The organism is Desulfosporosinus paludis, assembly GCF_045689965.1.
GTDB lineage: Bacteria > Bacillota > Desulfitobacteriia > Desulfitobacteriales > Desulfitobacteriaceae > Desulfosporosinus > Desulfosporosinus paludis.
The window spans coordinates 3,068,345-3,088,246 of record NZ_CP144211.1 but is presented as its reverse complement, the minus strand read 5'-3'; the positions used below and the strand labels follow the sequence as shown (position 1 = coordinate 3,088,246).

Below are 19,902 nucleotides of genomic sequence, written 5' to 3'. Positions count from 1 at the left end.
CTTTTACTCTAAAGCAGCTGCTCCACCGACAATTTCAGATATTTCCTTAGTAATCGCCGCTTGTCGGGCTCTGTTCATAGCCAGCGTATAACGGTCAATCATATCCCTAGCGTTATCTGTTGCTGCGCTCATAGCCGTCATCCTAGCCCCTTGCTCACTTGCTTTTCCTTCAAGGATTGAGCGAAAGATCTGTGTCTCAACATATTTCGGTAACAAACTTGCAAGGATCTCATCAGGCGACGGTTCAAAAATATACTGTTTACCATGTTTGCCTTCCGGCTTTTCGATCGGAAGTAACTTGACTTGTGCGGGTCTCTGGTTAATTGCGCTTACGAATTCAGTATACATGAGATAAACTTCATCCGCTTCGCCCTGCACATAAAGTCGCACCACTTCCTGCGCTATTTCTTTCGCTTGATTATAACTTGGATCATCTCCAAGCGCTACAAACTCAGCCAAAAACTCAATTTTACCGCGTCGGAAGAAATCCCGACCTTTACGGCCTACCGTCACCAACTTAACTTCTTGCGGTGTTTCGGCAATCAAACCACTGGTCTTCCGAATCAGGTTCGCATTATACCCTCCGCAGAGACCACGGTCTGACGTAATTAACACATAAACCACCTTTTGCACAGGCCGCTTGACTAAAAGCGGATGAACTGTATCCACGGGAGCCTGTGATAGGCGTTCCAAGACCCCTTGCAATTGGCGGGCATATGGACGGGCAGCGTTAAGTTTTTGTTGGGCTTTTCTGAGTTTGGCCGCGGAAACCATTTTCATCGCCTTGGTGATCTGCTGCATATTGCGTACGCTGCGGATCCGGCGACGAATATCGCGTACTCCTGCCACCTCATTCACCTACTCCTTTTTAATCTAGGCCACAAACCCCTGTTTGAATTCATTAATGGCTTTCTCAAGTTCGGCGGTCATTTCGTTGGAGAGCGCCTTCTCGGTGCGTATTTTAGCCAACAGGTCAGCCTTTACGGAGCGCATGAAGCGCAGGTATTCTTGTTCAAATTTCCCAATTTTCTCAACATCAATGTCATCAGTAAACCCTTTAACCGCCGCATAAATAACGACAACTTCTTCCTCAACGGGCATTGTGGCATACTGATTTTGTTTAAGAATTTCCATAGTCCGTTTTCCACGATTCAGACGCATTTGGGTAACTTTATCCAAGTCAGAACCAAATTGAGCAAATGCTGCCAATTCACGATAGCTAGCGAGGTCCAAACGAAGCTGACCAGCAACCTGTTTCATAGCTTTAACTTGTGCGCTGCTACCTACCCGGGAAACGGAAAGACCAACGTTGATCGCTGGCCGGAAGCCGGCGAAAAAGAGGTCTGATTCCAAAAAGATCTGACCATCAGTAATGGAAATAACGTTAGTAGGAATATAGGCTGAAACGTCACCCGCCTGAGTTTCAATAATCGGAAGTGCCGTCATTGACCCTCCGCCAAGTTCGTCAGAAAGCTTGGCAGCGCGCTCCAAGAGGCGGGAGTGGAGGTAGAAAACGTCTCCAGGATAGGCTTCACGTCCGGGTGGGCGTTTGAGCAGCAGTGAAAGTTCACGGTAAGCAACCGCTTGTTTGGAAAGGTCATCATAAATAATCAGAACATGCTTGCCGTTATACATGAACTCTTCACCCATTGCAGCACCTGAGTAAGGCGCGATAAAGACCATTGGTGCAGATTCAGAAGCGGTAGCAGCTACGACAATCGTGTATTTCATTGCATCGTGTTCTTCTAATTTCTGAACTACGCTGGCAACTGTGGATGCTTTTTGACCAACAGCTACGTAAATACAAATCATATCTTGACCTTTTTGGTTAATGATCGTATCGATAGCTACGGCAGTTTTACCTGTTTGGCGGTCACCGATAATTAACTCACGCTGACCACGACCAATCGGAACCATCGCATCAATCGATTTAAGGCCGGTTTGCATAGGCTCATGCACGGATTTCCGCGCAATAACCCCTGATGCCGGAGATTCAATCGGACGGAACTTATCGGTCACGATCTCTCCTTTGCCATCAATGGGCTGACCAAGAGCATTAACAACGCGGCCTATTAAAGCCTCGCCTACAGGAACTTCCACAATCCGTCCTGTTCTCTTAACTTGATCGCCCTCTTTAATCCCTGTAAAGGGCCCAAGAATAACGCAACCAATATTATCTTCTTCAAGGTTCATTGCCATGCCATATACATTACCAGGAAACTCTAAAAGTTCACCGGCCATGGCCTTCTCTAAACCATAAACACGAGCGATTCCGTCTCCAACCTGGATAACTGTCCCGACATCTACGATATCGACAGCTGAGTCATAGCGTTCAATTTGCTGTCTGATAATAGAACTGATTTCTTCTGGCCGCAAGTTCATCCTGTTATTTCACCCCTACTTCCTGAGGTTTCTCTGAGGTTCTGCGTAAATCCTCACGCATTTTTGTCAAAGCATGAGCTATGGTTCCGTCCATCACACGATCTCCGATCTGTATGAGAACCCCACCTATGAGTTCACCTCGAACTTCGCTTTTAATGCGGACGTCTTTTCCTGTCATTCGACTAATGGCCTTCTTGAGATCATCAAGCTGAGAAGCACTCAGTTCAATGGCACTAGCGACTTTGGCTTCCACAACTTGACGGGCTTCATCCGCCAACCTCGAAAACTCACGCTGAACGAACGGTAAGAGATTTTCCCTCTTCTTGTCAATTAACAAATAGAAGAAGTGACGTGTTACTTCACCAAATTCATCTCCCAATAATTTATCCATAATGGACTTTTTGACACTCAACGAGATATGAGGATGAAGTAAGGTACTTTTAACTTGTTCATTCTCTTCTATTAGCTTTGTAAGTTCACGCAGATCAGCATCTATGGTATCAAGGGAGGTCTCGGAAGCAATTTCAAACAAGGCCTGAGAGTACCTGCGAGCAAGTGATCCATTTATCATTGCATTTCCCCTACTTCTTGAATGAATTGTTCAATTAGATCTCCTTGACCCTTAATATCTAGTTTTTGACGAATAATCTTTTCTGCCACAAGAACTGAAAGATCTGCAACTTGTGACTTAACTTCGGAAATCGCGCGATCTCGTTCGCGTTCAATATCTACAAGGGCAGATTTCTTGATTTTCTCAGCTTCCTCGTGGGATTCAGCTAAGATTTCAGCTGCACGTTGTTCGCTCACCTTTGTGGCTTTTGCTATCACTTCTTGAGCGTCCTGACGAGCCTTACGCATCTCTTCTTGATATTCGCGTTTTATTTGCTCAGCCTGTTTTCGTTCATTTTCTGCCTGAGAAATCATGGATTCAATATGAGTCCGTCTTTCTTCCATAATTGACATCAACGGGCCCCATGCCTTCGCTTTAAGCAGCCAAACGAGTAACAGGAACGATAAGACCGTAGCCACTAACGTATAGTCAAATTGAATAGGATTCCCACCCAATGGTCTACCCCCCTCTCGAGTCTGATTGACGTCGGGATGATTTTTTTCAAGGGGGAACTTGCGTCCCCCCTTGATTAAGATAGGCGTAATCCGTTAGCCCATCAAACGAACTTACTTCACAGTAAACATCAGCAACAGACCAACGACCCAGCTAAGGAGTGGCAAAGCCTCAACCAAGCCAACACCGATGAACATGGTGGATTGTAATGTAGCTTTAGCTTCTGGTTGACGAGCAATGCCCTCCACCGTTTTGCTAATAACATTACCATTACCGATTGATGCACCTAAGGCTGCAAGTCCAGCAGCGATTCCTGCACCAAGTGCAGCAGCAGCTTGCGGATTCATAAAGATTTTCCTCCTTTCTTAATTCCGATAAATATTAAGAATTATTCCCTCAGTGATTACTGAGCATCACTGAAAACTAACCCATGAAATTAATGACTTAATGTTCTGAGGGTGTCACAGCCTGAGATATATAAGCTGTCGTCAATACCGTGAACACGTATGCTTGAATGGCTCCAATAAAGATACTAAAGGCCAGCCAAATTACCTGCGGTATTATCCCTGGAAGAACACTGAATCCCGGCAGCATCCAAATAACCTTGACGAGAATTTCGCCTGCAAAGATATTCCCAAATAGACGAAAGGCAAGCGTCAATGGTTTAGCAAGCATATCGATGATGTGAATGATCGCAAATACCTTGAACGGTTCCACAAAGTGATGGAAATAATGAAGCCCTTTGGTTTTGACTCCCAAAAATATAACCATTAAAATGGTTAACAAAGCTAGAGCCCCTGTAACATTGATATCTGAGGTGGGTGCCGCCGAAAAGTATTCTTTTGCATCAAAGATTTTGTCCAACTGGGCAAAGTGTATATCAAAATGTTCAAAAAGTCCAAACGTTAAGTTCGGGATCACACTGACCATATTGGAAAAGAAGACAAACATGATCAACGTTAGCAAATAGCCCAGAAGCGGGCGCCCCTGTTCATAGTTCATATTATCAGATACTAAGTTTTTGACAAAATCTACAATCCATTCCAAAACATTCTGCATTTTACCTGGCTTGCCACTGGTGAGATGTCGGACCCCTAAAAAACAAAAAATTAGAATAGCAGCCATCACAAGCCAAGTGTTGACTAAGGTTCTCGCGTGAAAGGTCATACTCCCTAAGTGCCAGAGAACTGTTTCTTCACCCACTTTTTTCCTCCCCCTTTCTCCTTGAATTCTTTGTATTGCAACGGTGATGAATGAAACAATCAACCCCACAGCAATCCCAAAAGCTAAACTCAAAAGCCAATTTCTTTGAAAGCGCCCAACAGCAGCGACAACAAGTGTGACCACTCCTAATCGCGAAAAAAAGCTGCGGCGCATCTTGCTAATTGCTGAACGAATATCAAGCTCTGAACTAATCAGCGTATCATGGTAAACCCATATTGTATAGCCGAACCCAGTCCAGTACCCAATTAGGCTGCCCAGCAAATTTTGATAACCCGTTACTGCGAATCCCAGTAATATACATGCAGTTCCGCTCCAAAAGGCTATTAAGCTACTTCTTATTATCATCAGTTGCCCACTCTTTTAAACTAATTACTAAAGAAATTGCACCCAATGCCAGCCCACCTAACATTAAGCCAATAGTCAACCACGGAAAAGTTCCCCAACGGGCATCAAGATTGCGCCCTAGGAAAAATCCCCCTCCGACAAGTCCAGCTAACGTAGTCGCAATACTCGAGCCTATGGCAACTGCTTTTTGCCATGATCTTATTTTCCCCGCCACATTTATTCGCCCTTTTCTATGTACTTGTAACTACTTTCGCGAGGTTGAACTTCTAGCTCCTGCTCTTGTCAACTAGCAAGATTATTCATAATATTCTCTTCAGTCTTCTTCTGATAGTTTTCATTGATTTCTTCCTTATTGTAACATACTTTAGCACGACTTTGTGCTTATTTATACATAGTATATTTCTATCGTCATATTCAATTTCCTATGACGATTTTAGCGATTCGTTCTCCGGAATGTCCATCTCCATAAGGGTTACTAGCTGTTGCCATTTTCTGATAAGCGTCTTTGCTGCTTAGAAGGCGCTTCAGTTCCATAAAAACGCTGTCGTATTCAGTCCCAACAAGTGAAACAGTCCCCGCTTCCACAGCTTCAGGCCGTTCAGTTGTATCCCTGACCACTAAAACTGGTATCCCCAATGAAGGTGCTTCCTCCTGAATCCCACCTGAATCTGTCAAGATCAAATGCGAACGTGCCATTAGATTTACAAATGGCTCATAGTCCATGGGTTCAATAAGAAAGACTCTAGGGTTATTCCCCAATACCTCAGTCACTACTTTTCGGACCTTGGGATTTTTATGGACTGGGAACACAACATGGGTATCGGGAAAGGCCTCGAGCATACTTTTCAGAGCCTGATAAATTTGACGCATCGGTTCACCGAGATTTTCCCTTCGATGGGTTGTGACGAGAACCATCCGGGAGGTTTCCCCCTGCTTCACAATGGATTGGATTTCAGGATCAAGAAAGCTATAATTCGGCTCTACCGTCGCTAACAAAGCATCGATCACCGTGTTGCCCGTTACAAAGACTTTTTCTGGAGCTATTCCTTCTTGTAAGAGATTTCTTTGAGCCGTTTCAGTCGGAGCGAAATGAAAGTCCGTCAAAACACTTGCCAGCCTGCGATTCATCTCTTCTGGGAAAGGCGAATACTTATTGCCTGTACGCAAACCAGCTTCTACATGTCCAATTGGGATCTGAGAGTAAAAAGCTGCCAGAGCGGCCACAAATGTGGTTGTTGTATCTCCGTGTACCAAAACAAGATCAGGTATTTCGCGCTGAAAAACCTCCCGTAACCCATTAAGGGCACGTGTTGTAATTTCCGTTAACGTTTGCCCCTGCTTCATAAGATTGAGATCAAAATCAGGAACCATCTTAAACAATTTTAAAACCTGATCTAACATCTCACGATGCTGAGCCGTCACGGTGATCTGACAGTGAATTGATTCATTTTGCCTAAGAGCCTGAATCACAGGAGCCATCTTGATTGCCTCTGGGCGTGTGCCAAACACCACCATCACTTTTTTTCGATTGATCACATGTTTACTCCCTTCGATTGAATATCATCAATTGATTAGGAGGGATGAGGAAAATGCTATAACTTTGAGATATCTTCCTCAAAGTGTATCAACTCAAGTCCTGCTTCCTTAGCCATGTCCACAGCCAGTTGATCCGGATAGGGATAATGGTAGAACACTCGTTTAATTCCAACATTAATCAGCAACTTCGTACAAAGAACGCAAGGCTGATGAGTTGTATAAAGGTCTGCTCCTGTAATAGCTACTCCATGCTTGGCAGCCTGTACCAAGGCGTTTTGCTCCGCATGTACAGCACGGCAGATCTCATGGCGTTCCCCAGAAGGGATGCTTAAGCTCTGCCGTAAACAACCGATCTCATCGCAATGCTGGAGTCCCGAAGGACTCCCATTATATCCTGTACACAAGATTTGCTTGTCCTTGACCATCACTGCCCCAACCTGACGCCGCAAACAGGTTGAGCGCTCTGAAACTACATGGGCCATTTGCATGAAATAGCTGTCCCAACTTGGGCGTTTTCCCTGAACCTTCATTTTGTTCCAAACAAGCGGTCCCCTGCATCGCCGAGTCCGGGGATAATATATCCATGATCGTTCAGTCGTTCGTCGACCGCTGCAACAAAAATGTCAACATCAGGATGCGCAGTTTGCACAGCTTTTATACCTTCAGGCGCAGCAATCAAACACATTAATTTAATATTTTTAGCACCGCGCTCTTTTAAGAACATGATGGCAGCTGAGGCTGAACCCCCTGTGGCCAACATCGGGTCAATAACGATCAGATCCCGTTCAGCGATGTCACTGGGAAGTTTGCAATAGTATTCGACAGGAGACAGAGTTTCCGGATCCCGGTACAGTCCAACATGTCCGACCTTTGCCGCAGGAATCAGCCGGAGCATACCATCAACCATTCCTAGCCCTGCACGAAGTATAGGCACTAAGCCAACTTTTCGACCAGCAATCACTTTGGTTCTGGCAAGCGCCACCGGAGTTTGCACTTCGACTTCCTGAAGGGGAAAATCACGGGTTACCTCATAGGCCATCAACATCGCAACTTCCTCTACAAGTTCCCTGAATTCCTTTGAACCTGTTTTTTCATCGCGAATTAAGGACAACTTATGTTGAATTAGTGGATGGTCTAGAACTTGAAGTTTTGCCTTTGCCATGGTACTGGTTTCAACTCCTAATCTAAATTAGCGTATAAGGGATACTCAGTACATAAAGCACTGACAATTCCCCGTGCCTTCGCTAGTTTATCAGGTTCGTGATGTGAGGTCAAGGCAAGGTCTATTGCCTCAGCGATTTGAATCATTGCCTGTGGGGTCATGCCCCGAGAGGTAACCGCTGGGGTACCGACCCGAATTCCACTGGTCACAAAGGGGCTCTCTGTCTCAAACGGTATCGTGTTTTTATTGACCGTGATACCTACTTCGTGGAGAATATGCTCAGCCTCTTTCCCCGTTAATCCCTTTGGCCGCACATCCACAAGCATAAGGTGATTATCCGTTCCTCCCGACACTAATCGGAATCCCTTTTCCACAAGGGCCTCGGCCAGAGCTCGGGCATTTTCTACAATTCTCTGCTGATACTCTTTAAATTCCGGCTTAAGGGCTTCTCCAAAGGCCACCGCTTTAGCAGCGATAACATGCATTAGCGGGCCCCCTTGAATTCCAGGGAAGATAGCCTTGTCAATTGCCTGGGCGAATTCTTCCTTACACAGAATTAATCCTCCGCGCGGACCTCTCAGGGTCTTATGAGTTGTCGAAGTCACAAAATGAGCGTAAGGCACCGGAGATGGATGGAAGCCGGCAGCCACAAGCCCTGCGAAATGAGCCATGTCGACCATAAATAAAGCGTTAACTTCATCGGCGATTTCTCGCAATTTGACAAAATCTATAACCCGGGGATAGGCGCTTGCCCCTGCAACGATCAACTTAGGATGATGTTCATGAGCCAACTTCCGAACCATTTCGTAGTCAATTCGTTCTGTTTTCTCATCAACCCCATACGGCACAAAATTGAAATAAACTCCAGAGATATTTACTTGGCTGCCATGGGTCAAATGTCCCCCGTGAGATAGATTCATACCTAAAACGGTATCTCCGGGTTTTAACACGGCAAAATAGACTGCCATATTGGCTTGAGATCCTGAATGAGGCTGAACATTGGCATGTTCTGCACCAAAAATTTTTTTGATACGGTCTCTAGCTATATTTTCAACGACATCAACGTATTCACACCCACCATAATATCGTTTTCCCGGATACCCTTCGGCATATTTATTAGTAAGAACTGATCCTTGGGCCGCTAAAACTGCCCGACTGACAAAATTCTCAGAAGCAATTAGTTCAATCGTCTGCCTTTGGCGGTTCTCCTCTTGTTCGATTGCCTTCGCAACTTCTGGATCCTGTGGTTTTACCCATTGATTGACATAGTCCATGATGTTTCGCTCCTATCGTTAAGTTATTCGTACACTGCCCGGGGACCACCAATAAGGCGCGGGCGGGTGCGGGCCAGAGTTAAATGAGCTTCTCCTAGTTCTTTAACATGGATCCTTATAGGAATTACGACCGGACGCAAATGCATGCCGATAAAAGTATCTCCGACATCAATACCTGCATGCCCTTGTATGCATTCAACCATAACCGGTGAAGAGAACAACTCCCAGGCCTTAACCGTCATTGCTCCTCCGGCATGCAGCGCAGGACGTACTGTAACGATCTCTAGGCCATAGCGTTCGGCACAGGTTTCTTCTACCACTAGAGCTCTATTAATATGTTCACATCCTTGGACGGCTAAATAAATACCCTTCTTACGGACATGATCCAATAATGGCGGCAGTAATACCTCGGCAACATCCAAACTGCTTCCTTGCCCGATCCGGTGCCCAAACACCTCACTGGTACTACACCCTATAACGAGGATCTGCTCTGAACGCATCGTTACCTGTTGAAAGAAACCGTCCAATATCTCTTCCCAGTCTTTCGCCAATTCTTGAAGCTTTTGCGAAGCATCTTTTTCCACGAGCAAAATCCTCCTTCCATGACTGAGGCTCAGATTTTCTTGCTGAGTTCAATTTCAGTGATCAGATTGATACGCCGAGCATGTCTCCCTCCAGCAAATTCCGTTTTTAAAAAGATATCCACTATGTCAAGCGCAAGTCCCACACCTGTTACTCTGCCGCCTAAGGCTAACACGTTAGCATTATTATGTTCTCGGGCCATCCTTGCAGAAAACGTCTCAGTACAGACGGCGCAGCGAATCCCTGGAAGTTTATTTGCGGCCATGGAAATACCCTGCCCCGTTCCACAAATAGCAATCCCCAAATCAGCTTCGCCCTTAATGATCGCATTACCTACGGCAAAACCATACATAGGATAATCTACAGATTCGTTTGAATGAGTCCCTACATCTTGAATTTCAATACCTTGTGCCTCTAAGTGGGTACGAATGGCCTCTTTAAGTTCATATCCACCATGATCTGCTCCTAGCACAACTCTCACGTCAATTCCTCCATCTCTTCTATGTAATCAGTGAGTTCTACAACTAGTTACGAAATCCCTGCAAAAACCTGTAGAAAACTTGGCTAACAAGTGCGAAGACAGTGTCTTCGCACTTGTTAGCCTTGGCGAAGGCGGCTGCCTTAGTTCCATTTATGTTACAGTAAGTATGTAACGTAAGTTGTACTTTCTGATCCGTATAAAAAATAGCGACAACGTCGCTAGTGTAGACATCTTTTATCCATCTTATGCTTGCCCTACAATTTTGAAGAAATTACATTTTAATGCTTAATTGTCACCTGAAGATATCAGCTGATCTTTCACGAAACTTAGTAACTCTTCAATCTCCAACGCTGTCTGACGATATTCAGAGACAGATCCCATCCAGGGGTCCCGAATATCTCGCCGTTGTCCTCCCCATCCCCCTAAGTAGCGAATTTTTTGAACAAATTGTGGAAACCGTCGTTTAAGGCTTTCTTCTTGAGACTGAGTCATTGGTATAATCCAATCTGCCTCTGTCAATAGCTCAACGTTAATTCGCCTGGAGCGGTGAGCCGATAAATCCATGTTGCGTTCTTTAAGAACCTCTAAGGCTTGAGCGCTCGCTTTCTCACCTTCCCAAGCTTCCATTCCCGCTGAACTTACTTGAATTCCCTCTCCAAATAGTTCACGGGCTAGTCCTTCAGCCATTGGACTTCGACAAGTATTACCCGTGCATATGAATAACAACTTTAATGCCATGATGCCACCTCAAAAAAGCAATTTAATTCCAATCAAAAACAAGGCCAGGCCACCGAATAGTTCTGCCTTATCTCCCAGGCGCGTACCCATTACTCGCCCCAAAACCAAACCGATCCCGGTCATTAAACCTGCTATGAGGCCAATTACCGTCACTGTAATCAAGATATTGACCCCAAACGTTCCCAGCGAAAAACCAACACTCAACGCATCTAAACTGACACTGGCCGCCAAGACATAAAGACTCCATCCCCTATAGGAAATGTCCATGAATAAATTCTTTTGCAGCATGGCTTTTTTAGCCTGACTGAAGGAAAAATGCTCTTTCGTCGGGCGATACACCTTGTAAAGCATATGCCCTCCTAAGCCGATAATCACCAAGGCACCAATCCAACTCGCAAATTGACCAAGAATTGTACCCAAAGCTTGACCTAACACCATCCCACACAAAGGCATCACCACGTGAAAAGCGGCTACTACTAAAACTAATTTCAGCATTAAACGTCTCCTGATCCCAGACAAGCCAATCGCTAACGATAAAGAGAATGCATCACTGCCTAAGGCAATTGCCAAAGCGATAACCCATGCTAAATTCAATACCCTTCCCTCCGTTCTCACTATGTATATGCTACGGAAAGGGTCGATTAGACGGGATTAAGCCTAGATGTATTCAATCCTTTGACCTGCTGCTTTCTGCAGACGGTTCATGACTGCGGCCCCTAAGCCCGCCTCTTCTATTCCTTCAGCCAAAATTAAACCCATACCTCTCTCATCGCAGAGCCGAAGTCCCTCAAATAAACTCCCGGCTACTTCTTCCGGTCGATCTTTAGACCCCAGCACAAAAAGAAGATCTGGAAGAAGGGGGTGTAAAAACGGTGCGCTCTCCAGGGTGCAAAGGATTCCAACTTTTTTTAAACGTGCATGTCCACGCCTAATTTCTTGGTCCATACGCTGTACTACATGTTCAGAAGAACCCACCAACAATATCATCTCCCCTTGGGGAGCATAGTGTCGATATTTCATACCGGGCGCTTTGGGAGCTTGGTTCTCCCTAGGAGTATCCACCCGAACTTCGCCGAGAAGTTCTTCCAGCTGTTCCCTGGAAATCCCGCCCGGACGCAGAATCATCGGTACATCTCCGCTTAAATCGAGCACCGTTGATTCCAGACCTACCGAACAGGCCCCAGCATCAAGAATCAGGGGTATTTTCCCCTTCATATCCCGCCAGACGTGGCTTCCGCTTGTCGGGCTCGGCTTTCCTGATTTATTAGCACTTGGTGCCGCTATGGGCAGGCCAGCCTCTTCGATTAAGCGCAGAGCCACCGGATGGCTCGGCATACGCAGCGCGAGGTGGGGTAACCCCGCCGTTACCACATCCGGAATGACAGAATTTTTTTTCAATACTAACGTTAACGGGCCAGGCCAGAAATGCTGAACACATAACTCTGCTTCTGCTGTCCAACCATCTACCAATGTGTCCGCCATAGCTCGGCTACAGACATGCACGATCAGGGGATTATCCTGTGGTCTCCCTTTGGCCGCAAAAATCTTGGCGCAAGCCAAAGCATCAAGAGCGTTAGCCCCTAACCCATAGACCGTTTCTGTTGGAAAAGCCACAAGCTCTCCAACTTGCAGCCAATGTGCACCTTCTTGAATAAGTTCGATTTCTGGGCAAATCCCATCAATATAGATTCGTTTTGTCTGCATCTATGTCACCTCGCTAAGATCACCCGGTCTCGTCCTGCTAAGTCCGGGAACACCTGGGTAATAAAACCCTTCTTTTGAAAAATTTCTCCGACAGATTCCGCTTGATCCCAGCCGATTTCTAACAAGAGTTTGCCCCCCTCATTCAGGAGGGATCTAGCTTCTTCAGCCAGTCGGCGATAAAAATCCAAGCCATCTTGTCCACCTAAGAAGGCCATAGAAGGTTCTCGAAAAATCTCCGGAGCACACTGGAGATAATCATCCATCGTGACATAAGGGGGATTGGAGATGATATAGTCCCAACTCTCTCCTCGGATCGGCGCAGCGAAATCCCCTAAGCGCCACTCCACCGTGACGCCTAGGTTGACTGCATTCTCACGGGCTACCGCCAAGGCATCCGGGGAAAGGTCCGTTCCCACAACCTCTGACTTAGGAGAATAATGGGCCATGGAAATAGCAAGAGCTCCACTTCCAGTACAGAGATCCGCAACCTTAATTATCTGCCTTGGCTTTCGCCTTTCTTCCGAGCGCACTAATTCGAGCCACGTTTCGACCAATGTCTCACTGTCTGCACGGGGAATAAGCACCCGTTCATCAATATAAAACGACAGACCCATAAACTCTTGGCGTTTTAAAATATATTGAAGAGGTTCATGTTCTGAACGTCGAGTTATCCACTCTTGAAAGGCAATCTCCTCATTTTGGCCCAAAACCCGATCCCGTTCAAAATAGAGTTTGTCTCGCGTAACGTTAAGAACTCCGGCCAGTAAGAGATCTGCATCAAAGCGGGGATTTTCGATGTTCTTTGCAGCAAGCCGCTCTTCTCCCCAACGCATTCCTTCCAGTACATTCAAAATCAGCTAGACCTCCTACTTGGGGTTCATGTTTGAGATTCGAAGATTTCTTTTAAAATGGCAAAGGCCACCGTGATTCTAGGCTGTCTCCTTTTTTAAGCGTTCAGCCTGGTCTGTAGTGATCAAAGCTTGGATAATTTCCTCCATATCTCCCGCTAAAATTGTCTCTAGGCGATGCAGCGTTAGACCTATACGATGGTCTGTCACCCGCCCTTGAGGGAAATTATAAGTCCGAATCCGCTCACTTCGATCTCCTGTACCCACTTGACTTCGGCGCTCGGAGGCTTGTTCCCCGATAGCCTCTTCTTGGGCTTTCTCCAGAATGCGAGCTCGCAATACACGCAGTGCCTTCTCCTTGTTTTTAAGCTGAGACTTCTCATCTTGGCAAGTGGCAATAATCCCAGTCGGCAAATGGGTAATTCTTACCGCAGATTGAGTAGTATTGACACACTGTCCTCCCGGTCCGCTGGAACAGAAAATATCAATCCGCAGATCGTTGGGATTAATAGAGACCTCTACTTCTTCTGCCTCTGGTAGGACAGCAACGGTTGCTGTAGAAGTGTGAATTCTTCCGCCAGATTCCGTCGATGGAATCCGCTGAACTCGATGAACTCCACTTTCAAATTTCAACTTGCTGTAAGCTCCATAACCTTCCACAATAAAAATAACCTCTTTATAACCGCCAATATCCGTATAACTGGCGCTGAGAACTTCCGTTCTCCACCCCTGACCTTCAGCATAGCGAGTATACATCTTATAGAGATCTCCCGCAAACAAAGCCGCTTCATCACCACCCGCTCCTGCTCGAATTTCCATAATGACATTTTTTTCGTCATTCGGATCTTTCGGCAAAAGCAAGACTCTCATGGTTTCTTCTAATTTTTGGGATCGGCTGCGCAATTCCTCTCGCTCTTGCTCAGCCATTTCCTGCATTTCAGGGTCAAGCTTTTCTTGCAGAAGATTTTCCGTTCCTTCTAACTCACGCAAGACATCTTGGTATTCTCGAAACGCTGTAACAAGGTTTGTCATGCCAGCCTGTGTTTTAGCAAATCTCTGCCACTCCGTCTGATTAGAAATAATCTCCGGATCGCTGAGAAGCTCTGTAAGTTCATCATATTTCCGTTCTATTTCATAAAGTTTCTCTAACATAATTCACACCCCAAAATTTACGTAAGTTCTTGACCTGAATCTAAGACGCCTTTCAAAGCAGCTAAGGCTACCTCAAGCTGGGCATCATCTGGCTCACGAGTCGTTAATTTCTGCAATAGTAAGCCCGGAACAATGAGCCAATGAAACCATGGTGATTCTAAATGCCGTGCCGAAAATTTCAAAATTTCATAAGCGATACCAGCCACTAACGGCATCAGCAACATACGCGAAAGAATGCGCCACCACAAGGGATGCAAACCAACGAAGGCAAAAACGAAGATACTTACAACAACCACGATCAACAGAAAACTCGTCCCGCAGCGCGGGTGCAATCTAGGAAACGGACGCGCATTTTCCACTGTTAGTTCTTTTCCAGCCTCATAAGTGAAAATCGCTTTATGCTCAGCACCATGGTATTGAAAAACCCTCTGAATATCTTTGAGCCGAGAGATAATCACAATATAGATAAAAAATACTGCTAACCGTATTGCTCCTTCTAAGAGGTTTTGCCAAAGGGTCCCTGTTACTTTTCCTTGAAGCAGGTGAGCTATACCTGTTGGCAGACCGACAAAAAGCAACAAACCCATACCAAAGGCCAAACCGATCGTTAAGGCCAATTCCCAGAAACCAAGTTCTTCATCCTTTTCACCCTCTTCTTCCCCCATAGAACGGTTGGCCGAGAACGTTAAGGCACGCGTTCCAACGACCAAAGAGTCTACGAGTGCCACAAACCCCCGAATCAAGGGTAATTTAAAGATTGATTTTGTGGCCCAAGGATGGATTTTGACACATGTAACCTCAATCTCGCCATTTGGCAGCCTGACCGCAATAGCACTTTCATGAGGCCCACGCATCATAACTCCCTCTATGACCGCCTGACCACCATATTGGACTGGTCTATCCATCCTCAGCTCTCCTTACGTTTGATTTTCCTACAGGCCCTAATAAATTATGCTTTTTCAAAGAGACACGTGCCATCTATCATCATACCTCATTATTTACGCAAAAAGCAGAGCTTGCGCTCTGCTCTTCCACCAGCAACGACCGCAGGCCGTTGTTTACATCCCATATTTCTTTTTAAACCGATCAACCCGTCCGCCGGCATCGACAAACCGCTGTACCCCGGTGTAAAAGGGATGGCATTTCGAACAAATTTCCACTTTGATGTCTTTCCTGGTACTTGCTGTATGAATAACTTCTCCGCAAGCACATGTCACAGTGGTTTGTTCGTATTTCGGGTGAATTTTTTCTTTCATGTCTTCACCTTCTTTCCCATTTGGATCGAGGCGCTTTTTTTGCCGCACCCGTTCATGACACGATTCCAGTCAACTCTTACTATTCTAGCATAATAAATATTACAAGGTCAAGAGTCTACAAATCTGTTTTATACGTTGGTGTTATTGTATGCAACTTTACATCAATGTTATACCGGGTTGTCAATACAGCCTTTCATGGCATACTGGGGTTTCTTGTCAAAGCGGTGCCGTGCCTCGATAAAGCGAACGGTACCGGATTTTCCTCGAATAACGACCGTGTGGGTTAAAGCACCTTTGGAGGTAAACGTTACGCCCCGCAACAAAGAGCCTTCTGTAATTCCGGTTGCTGCAAAAAAGACATCATCACTGCTTACCAAATCATCCATCGACAATAATTTATGGACATCCTCAATTCCCAGAGCCTTTGCCCTGGCAACGTCCTCTTCATTTTCCGGCCACAGGCGTCCTTGCATTTCCCCACCCATGCACCGCAGGGCAGCGGCAGCCAGAACTCCTTCCGGCGCTCCGCCAATCCCCATCATCATATCAACACCCGTATCTTCAAAGGCACAGGCCACAGCGGGAGAAACATCACCATCTGTAATAAGCCGAACTCTTGCTCCGCAAGCGCGAACTTCTTGAATTATTTTCTGATGACGAGGTCGATCTAAAATCACAACCGTCATATCGCAAATGCTTTTTCCCAACGCTTTAGCTACGTTGGAAACATTCTCTGCTACAGAGGCATCTAAACTAATCTTCCCCGCAGCAGCCGGACCAACTGCGATTTTGTCCATATACATATCAGGAGCGTGCAATAAGCAGCCTTTTTGAGCGATAGCCACAACAGCAATAGCCCCGGCTACCCCTTTAGCCACGATATTTGTACCTTCCAACGGATCTACAGCAACATCTAATTCCGGGCTTTCCCCATTACCAACGCGTTCACCAATATAAAGCATTGGGGCTTCGTCCATTTCCCCTTCCCCGATGACCACTGTTCCATCCATATGAATCGTATCAAATACCGCTCGCATTGCTTCAACTGCAGCATTATCCGCCGCTTCTTTATCACCCAGCCCCACCCAGCGCGCCGACGCTAAAGCAGCAGCTTCTGTAACCCTAGCAAATTCCATCGTAAGTTCACGTTCCAATTTTATTGCCCCCTTTTATTTTTCAGTAACTTGTCCAGTTATTCACATTCCAACTTTGATACACGTTTTCCAAGTCTCAATATGTATCACATTTGCTCTCATCAATCTTATTGTGACATACTTTTAGGGTGTTTTCAACCGCTCCATACTAGAAGATTAAGGTTAACTTTACAAAAATGTTGGCATCAGCCAATCCGTTACCCGATTAGCTGATGCCACAAATATTATCCTCTTAAGAAACAATTCCCATGATTCCTAGAGGTTTAATTTTATTTTTTTCTCCAATCCGCAAGAAACTTTTCAATCCCAGCATCCGTCAGAGGGTGGCGAAATAGCTGTCTCAAGACAGAAAAGGGCACCGTCGCATAATCCGCGCCTAACTTGGCCGCTTCTGTAACATGAACTGGATTACGAATACTCGCGGCGATGATCTTAGTTTCGATGTTATGGACTTGGAAGATCTCGCACAGATCTGCCACTAAGTTTAGCCCATTCTCTCCGATATCATCAAGGCGTCCCAGAAATGGACTGACATAGGTAGCCCCTGCTCTTGCAGCTAATAGTGCTTGGTTGGCAGTGAAAATAAGAGTAACGTTCGTTTTAATATTCTCAGCGCTTAGGCTCTTTACAGTCTTGAGCCCTTCCTCAGTCATTGGAATTTTCACAACGATATTGGGATGAATTTTCGCGAGATCATGAGCCTCACGAAGCATACCCTCATAATCAAGGGCAATAACCTCTGCACTAATCGGGCCATCGACAATCCCTGTAACAGTGTTCAGCAGTTCGTAAAAATCTTTGCCTTCCTTGGCTACCAGGCTGGGATTCGTTGTAAGCCCAGCAATCACACCCATATCCCAAGCTTTTTTTATCTCATCGAGATTTGCTGTATCTAAAAAAAACTGCATGACATTGCCTTCTTTCTCGGATTAAGCTTTTCCATTACTGCCAAAAACTCTAATCTTTTCACGGATTATTGCAGTCGCAGCTTCCCGGGCTGGCCCCAACATTTTACGAGGATCAATTTCCTGGAGATTTTCTTCAAGCACTTGGCGGGAGGCCCGGACAAAGGCTTCGCGAATATTCGTATCAATGTTAACTTTGCAGACTCCTCGGGAAATTGCTTCGCGGAGTGCATCGTCCGGAACACCGGAAGAGCCATGCAATACAATAGGCGTTGTCACTCGTTTCACGATCTCGGTTAAGCGGTCAAAATCCAGTTTTGGAATCCCTTTATATTGGCCGTGGGCCGTCCCTATGGCAATGGCTAAAGCATCAACCTTCGTGGCCTGTACAAACTGTTCTGCTTCTGCAGGATCTGTGAACAGAGCTTCACGTTCACTAACCGTGATGTCATCTTCTGTTCCCCCGATCTTGCCCAGCTCAGCCTCCACAGAAAGTCCTAACGGTCGTACTGCTTCAATGACCTTGTTCGTCAAAGCAATGTTATCATCTAAAGGAAGCTTAGATCCATCAATCATTACGGAAGAAAAGCCGTTGCGGGCGCACTGCATAACTTGGGCAAAACTAGTCCCATGGTCTAAGTGCAAGGCGATCGGAACCGATGCCCTTTCCGCAGCTATTCTCGTTAAAGCTGTTATGTACTCAATTCCCGCATACTTGATAGCACCTTGACTTGCCTGAATAATGACAGGTGCATGTTCAGCCTCTGCCGCTGCCACAATCGCTTGTACGATCTCCATGTTATTACAATTAAATGCCCCTACTGCATAATGCTCTTTTTGTGCTTTTTCTAATAACTCCACCATAGAAACTAACGCCATTTTTCTTCCTCCTTATTAGTTTTAGAGAGATGCTGACCACGCAGCGGACTGTTAATCCTCCAAGTCTTATTTTCTTCCAGATACATTGAATTTATGCCTTCAACTTGTCGAACATTATCTGCGCTGTCTGCATAAATAACTCCCACTGCTTCACAACATTCACAATATAGCTCGATCCGATCCGGCAATAACTCAAACGATAACTGATGATTGCCACAAGCACAGCCTAAATCTCCTTGCTTGGCCAGTAAGTGAAGGTGATCCAAAATACGGAGCATCACTTCCGGGTTTTCAAACTCCTCCTGATAACCCAACTCTAAAGCCAATTCCCCAATGGATTTTTCACGTTCATGACATGCCTGGGTGACTTTCTGCTTTGGACCAATATATCCCACCGAAGCCTCCACCGTAGGACAAGTAAGCGGCAAAGCCTCTTTGCCCCAAATGGCATGACGGTTTAACTTTAAATAATGTGTCTCCCCACAGTAAGCACAAGCATAACTGATATTGAATTGCTGACGGTTCCGGCTTGCCACTGACATCAGCTGTCGGCCGCAACCACAATGCAGAATCTTACGTCCTTGTTGAGAAAATGCAAAGAGAGAGAGAGCATGAAATTCTAGCTCCCCACATTGGGAGCACTGAATTGCTATAGTCGTGTTTGTCGTTAGAATCATATTTCCCACCTCTTCCTACAACTTATACTTCGTCATGTAAGAAGATTTTCCTGCCATAACCCAACAAAAAGTGTTAGGCGAGAGCAATTGCTCCCGCCACGATTTAAAAAACTATTATAAATACCCTGAATTGAATCAGATCCATCAAATTACATTGTTAACTAATCGTTGTTAAAATCTCCCGTACCCGCTCTCTCAATTCGAATAAATCAAAGGGCTTCCCCATATAACAGAGAATTCCTAAATCCTTTGCCTGCTCCATATTCTGGATATCACCATAGGCTGTCATCATAATTACACCAACTTGATGATTCAAGGCACGTATCTGTCCCAAGGTTTCCAAACCGTTCATTCCAGGCATTTTCATATCCATCAAGATAAGATCAGGTCCAAACGATTCAAATAACCGCAGGGCTTCTACGCCGTTAGCAGCCATTTCAACCTCATGTTGATCCTCCCGAAAGGTCTCGAACAGCAGCCGCCTTACCCCAAGTTGATCATCGACAATAAGAATTTTAGCCACATGCTACATCCCTTTCC

Annotated in this window: 25 protein-coding genes; all 25 read right to left on the bottom strand. The window is 45.6% G+C overall.

Annotation, left to right across the window (positions count from 1 at the left end; genetic code table 11):
* Window positions 1-3: 3 nt before the first annotated feature.
* Window positions 4-849, bottom strand: a complete 846-nt coding sequence (atpG, locus tag VZF35_RS15560) for an ATP synthase F1 subunit gamma (RefSeq protein ID WP_407306247.1) — start codon at window positions 847-849, stop codon at window positions 4-6.
* A 24-nt stretch (window positions 850-873) separates the two neighbouring features.
* The gene (gene atpA, locus VZF35_RS15555; RefSeq protein WP_407306245.1) at window positions 874-2,382 is read right to left on the bottom strand and encodes a F0F1 ATP synthase subunit alpha; all 1,509 of its coding nucleotides are present in this window, start codon (window positions 2,380-2,382) and stop codon (window positions 874-876) included.
* Between the two features lie 4 nt (window positions 2,383-2,386).
* Entirely contained in the window at window positions 2,387-2,953 is a 567-nt protein-coding gene (gene atpH, locus VZF35_RS15550) for an ATP synthase F1 subunit delta (protein WP_407306243.1), read from the bottom strand.
* On the bottom strand, window positions 2,950-3,447 hold the full coding sequence (gene atpF, locus VZF35_RS15545; protein ID WP_407306241.1) for a F0F1 ATP synthase subunit B: 498 nt from the start codon (window positions 3,445-3,447) through the stop codon (window positions 2,950-2,952). Before atpF ends, atpH begins: the two co-directional genes overlap by 4 nt.
* A 111-nt stretch (window positions 3,448-3,558) precedes the next feature.
* Window positions 3,559-3,792, bottom strand: coding sequence for a F0F1 ATP synthase subunit C (gene atpE, locus VZF35_RS15540; protein WP_308892790.1), 234 nt, complete (start codon window positions 3,790-3,792; stop codon window positions 3,559-3,561).
* A 97-nt stretch (window positions 3,793-3,889) separates the two neighbouring features.
* On the bottom strand, window positions 3,890-4,612 hold the full coding sequence (gene atpB, locus VZF35_RS15535; RefSeq protein ID WP_407314636.1) for a F0F1 ATP synthase subunit A: 723 nt from the start codon (window positions 4,610-4,612) through the stop codon (window positions 3,890-3,892).
* A 385-nt stretch (window positions 4,613-4,997) separates the two neighbouring features.
* Window positions 4,998-5,228 carry an AtpZ/AtpI family protein gene (locus VZF35_RS15530; protein WP_407306238.1) on the bottom strand — a complete coding sequence of 77 codons (231 nt, stop codon included), beginning with the start codon at window positions 5,226-5,228 and terminating at the stop codon, window positions 4,998-5,000.
* 200 nt (window positions 5,229-5,428) lie between these two features.
* The gene (gene wecB, locus VZF35_RS15525) at window positions 5,429-6,550 is read right to left on the bottom strand and encodes a non-hydrolyzing UDP-N-acetylglucosamine 2-epimerase (RefSeq protein ID WP_407306236.1); all 1,122 of its coding nucleotides are present in this window, start codon (window positions 6,548-6,550) and stop codon (window positions 5,429-5,431) included.
* A gap of 56 nt (window positions 6,551-6,606) precedes the next feature.
* Window positions 6,607-7,080, bottom strand: a complete 474-nt coding sequence (locus VZF35_RS15520) for a deoxycytidylate deaminase (protein WP_407306234.1) — start codon at window positions 7,078-7,080, stop codon at window positions 6,607-6,609.
* Entirely contained in the window at window positions 7,077-7,712 is a 636-nt protein-coding gene (gene upp, locus VZF35_RS15515; protein ID WP_407306232.1) for a uracil phosphoribosyltransferase, read from the bottom strand. Before upp ends, VZF35_RS15520 begins: the two co-directional genes overlap by 4 nt.
* Before the next feature lie 17 nt (window positions 7,713-7,729).
* Window positions 7,730-8,986 (bottom strand): serine hydroxymethyltransferase, encoded by a 1,257-nt coding sequence (gene glyA, locus VZF35_RS15510; protein ID WP_407306229.1) that lies wholly within the window; start codon window positions 8,984-8,986, stop codon window positions 7,730-7,732.
* 23 nt (window positions 8,987-9,009) lie between these two features.
* On the bottom strand, window positions 9,010-9,570 hold the full coding sequence (locus VZF35_RS15505) for a TIGR01440 family protein (protein WP_407306227.1): 561 nt from the start codon (window positions 9,568-9,570) through the stop codon (window positions 9,010-9,012).
* Window positions 9,571-9,599: 29 nt separating this feature from the next.
* On the bottom strand, window positions 9,600-10,049 hold the full coding sequence (gene rpiB / locus VZF35_RS15500; protein WP_407306225.1) for a ribose 5-phosphate isomerase B: 450 nt from the start codon (window positions 10,047-10,049) through the stop codon (window positions 9,600-9,602).
* Window positions 10,050-10,334: 285 nt separating this feature from the next.
* Window positions 10,335-10,787, bottom strand: coding sequence for a low molecular weight protein arginine phosphatase (locus VZF35_RS15495; RefSeq protein ID WP_407306223.1), 453 nt, complete (start codon window positions 10,785-10,787; stop codon window positions 10,335-10,337).
* A 9-nt stretch (window positions 10,788-10,796) separates the two neighbouring features.
* The gene (locus tag VZF35_RS15490; protein WP_407306220.1) at window positions 10,797-11,381 is read right to left on the bottom strand and encodes a manganese efflux pump MntP family protein; all 585 of its coding nucleotides are present in this window, start codon (window positions 11,379-11,381) and stop codon (window positions 10,797-10,799) included.
* A 63-nt stretch (window positions 11,382-11,444) separates the two neighbouring features.
* A complete protein-coding gene (locus VZF35_RS15485; protein ID WP_407306218.1) occupies window positions 11,445-12,491 on the bottom strand; it encodes an L-threonylcarbamoyladenylate synthase in 1,047 nt (348 codons plus the stop codon).
* 5 nt (window positions 12,492-12,496) lie between these two features.
* The gene (prmC, locus tag VZF35_RS15480; protein ID WP_407306216.1) at window positions 12,497-13,342 is read right to left on the bottom strand and encodes a peptide chain release factor N(5)-glutamine methyltransferase; all 846 of its coding nucleotides are present in this window, start codon (window positions 13,340-13,342) and stop codon (window positions 12,497-12,499) included.
* Between the two features lie 78 nt (window positions 13,343-13,420).
* Window positions 13,421-14,491, bottom strand: a complete 1,071-nt coding sequence (gene prfA, locus VZF35_RS15475; protein ID WP_407306214.1) for a peptide chain release factor 1 — start codon at window positions 14,489-14,491, stop codon at window positions 13,421-13,423.
* Window positions 14,492-14,508: 17 nt separating this feature from the next.
* Window positions 14,509-15,396: a DUF1385 domain-containing protein gene (locus VZF35_RS15470; protein ID WP_407306212.1), complete on the bottom strand. Its 888-nt coding sequence runs from the start codon at window positions 15,394-15,396 to the stop codon at window positions 14,509-14,511.
* 153 nt (window positions 15,397-15,549) lie between these two features.
* Complete coding sequence (gene rpmE, locus VZF35_RS15465; RefSeq protein ID WP_407306210.1) at window positions 15,550-15,747, bottom strand: 50S ribosomal protein L31; 198 nt, start codon at window positions 15,745-15,747, stop codon at window positions 15,550-15,552.
* Between the two features lie 167 nt (window positions 15,748-15,914).
* Window positions 15,915-16,901 (bottom strand): class II fructose-bisphosphatase, encoded by a 987-nt coding sequence (gene glpX, locus VZF35_RS15460; protein ID WP_407306208.1) that lies wholly within the window; start codon window positions 16,899-16,901, stop codon window positions 15,915-15,917.
* A 269-nt stretch (window positions 16,902-17,170) separates the two neighbouring features.
* On the bottom strand, window positions 17,171-17,809 hold the full coding sequence (gene fsa / locus VZF35_RS15455) for a fructose-6-phosphate aldolase (protein ID WP_407306206.1): 639 nt from the start codon (window positions 17,807-17,809) through the stop codon (window positions 17,171-17,173).
* 21 nt (window positions 17,810-17,830) lie between these two features.
* Entirely contained in the window at window positions 17,831-18,685 is an 855-nt protein-coding gene (locus VZF35_RS15450; RefSeq protein WP_407306204.1) for a class II fructose-1,6-bisphosphate aldolase, read from the bottom strand.
* Window positions 18,676-19,362, bottom strand: a complete 687-nt coding sequence (locus tag VZF35_RS15445; protein ID WP_407306202.1) for a hypothetical protein — start codon at window positions 19,360-19,362, stop codon at window positions 18,676-18,678. The genes VZF35_RS15450 and VZF35_RS15445 overlap by 10 nt, the downstream gene beginning before the upstream one ends.
* A gap of 157 nt (window positions 19,363-19,519) precedes the next feature.
* Window positions 19,520-19,885 (bottom strand): response regulator, encoded by a 366-nt coding sequence (locus VZF35_RS15440; protein ID WP_407306200.1) that lies wholly within the window; start codon window positions 19,883-19,885, stop codon window positions 19,520-19,522.
* Between the last annotated feature and the right edge of the window lie 17 nt (window positions 19,886-19,902).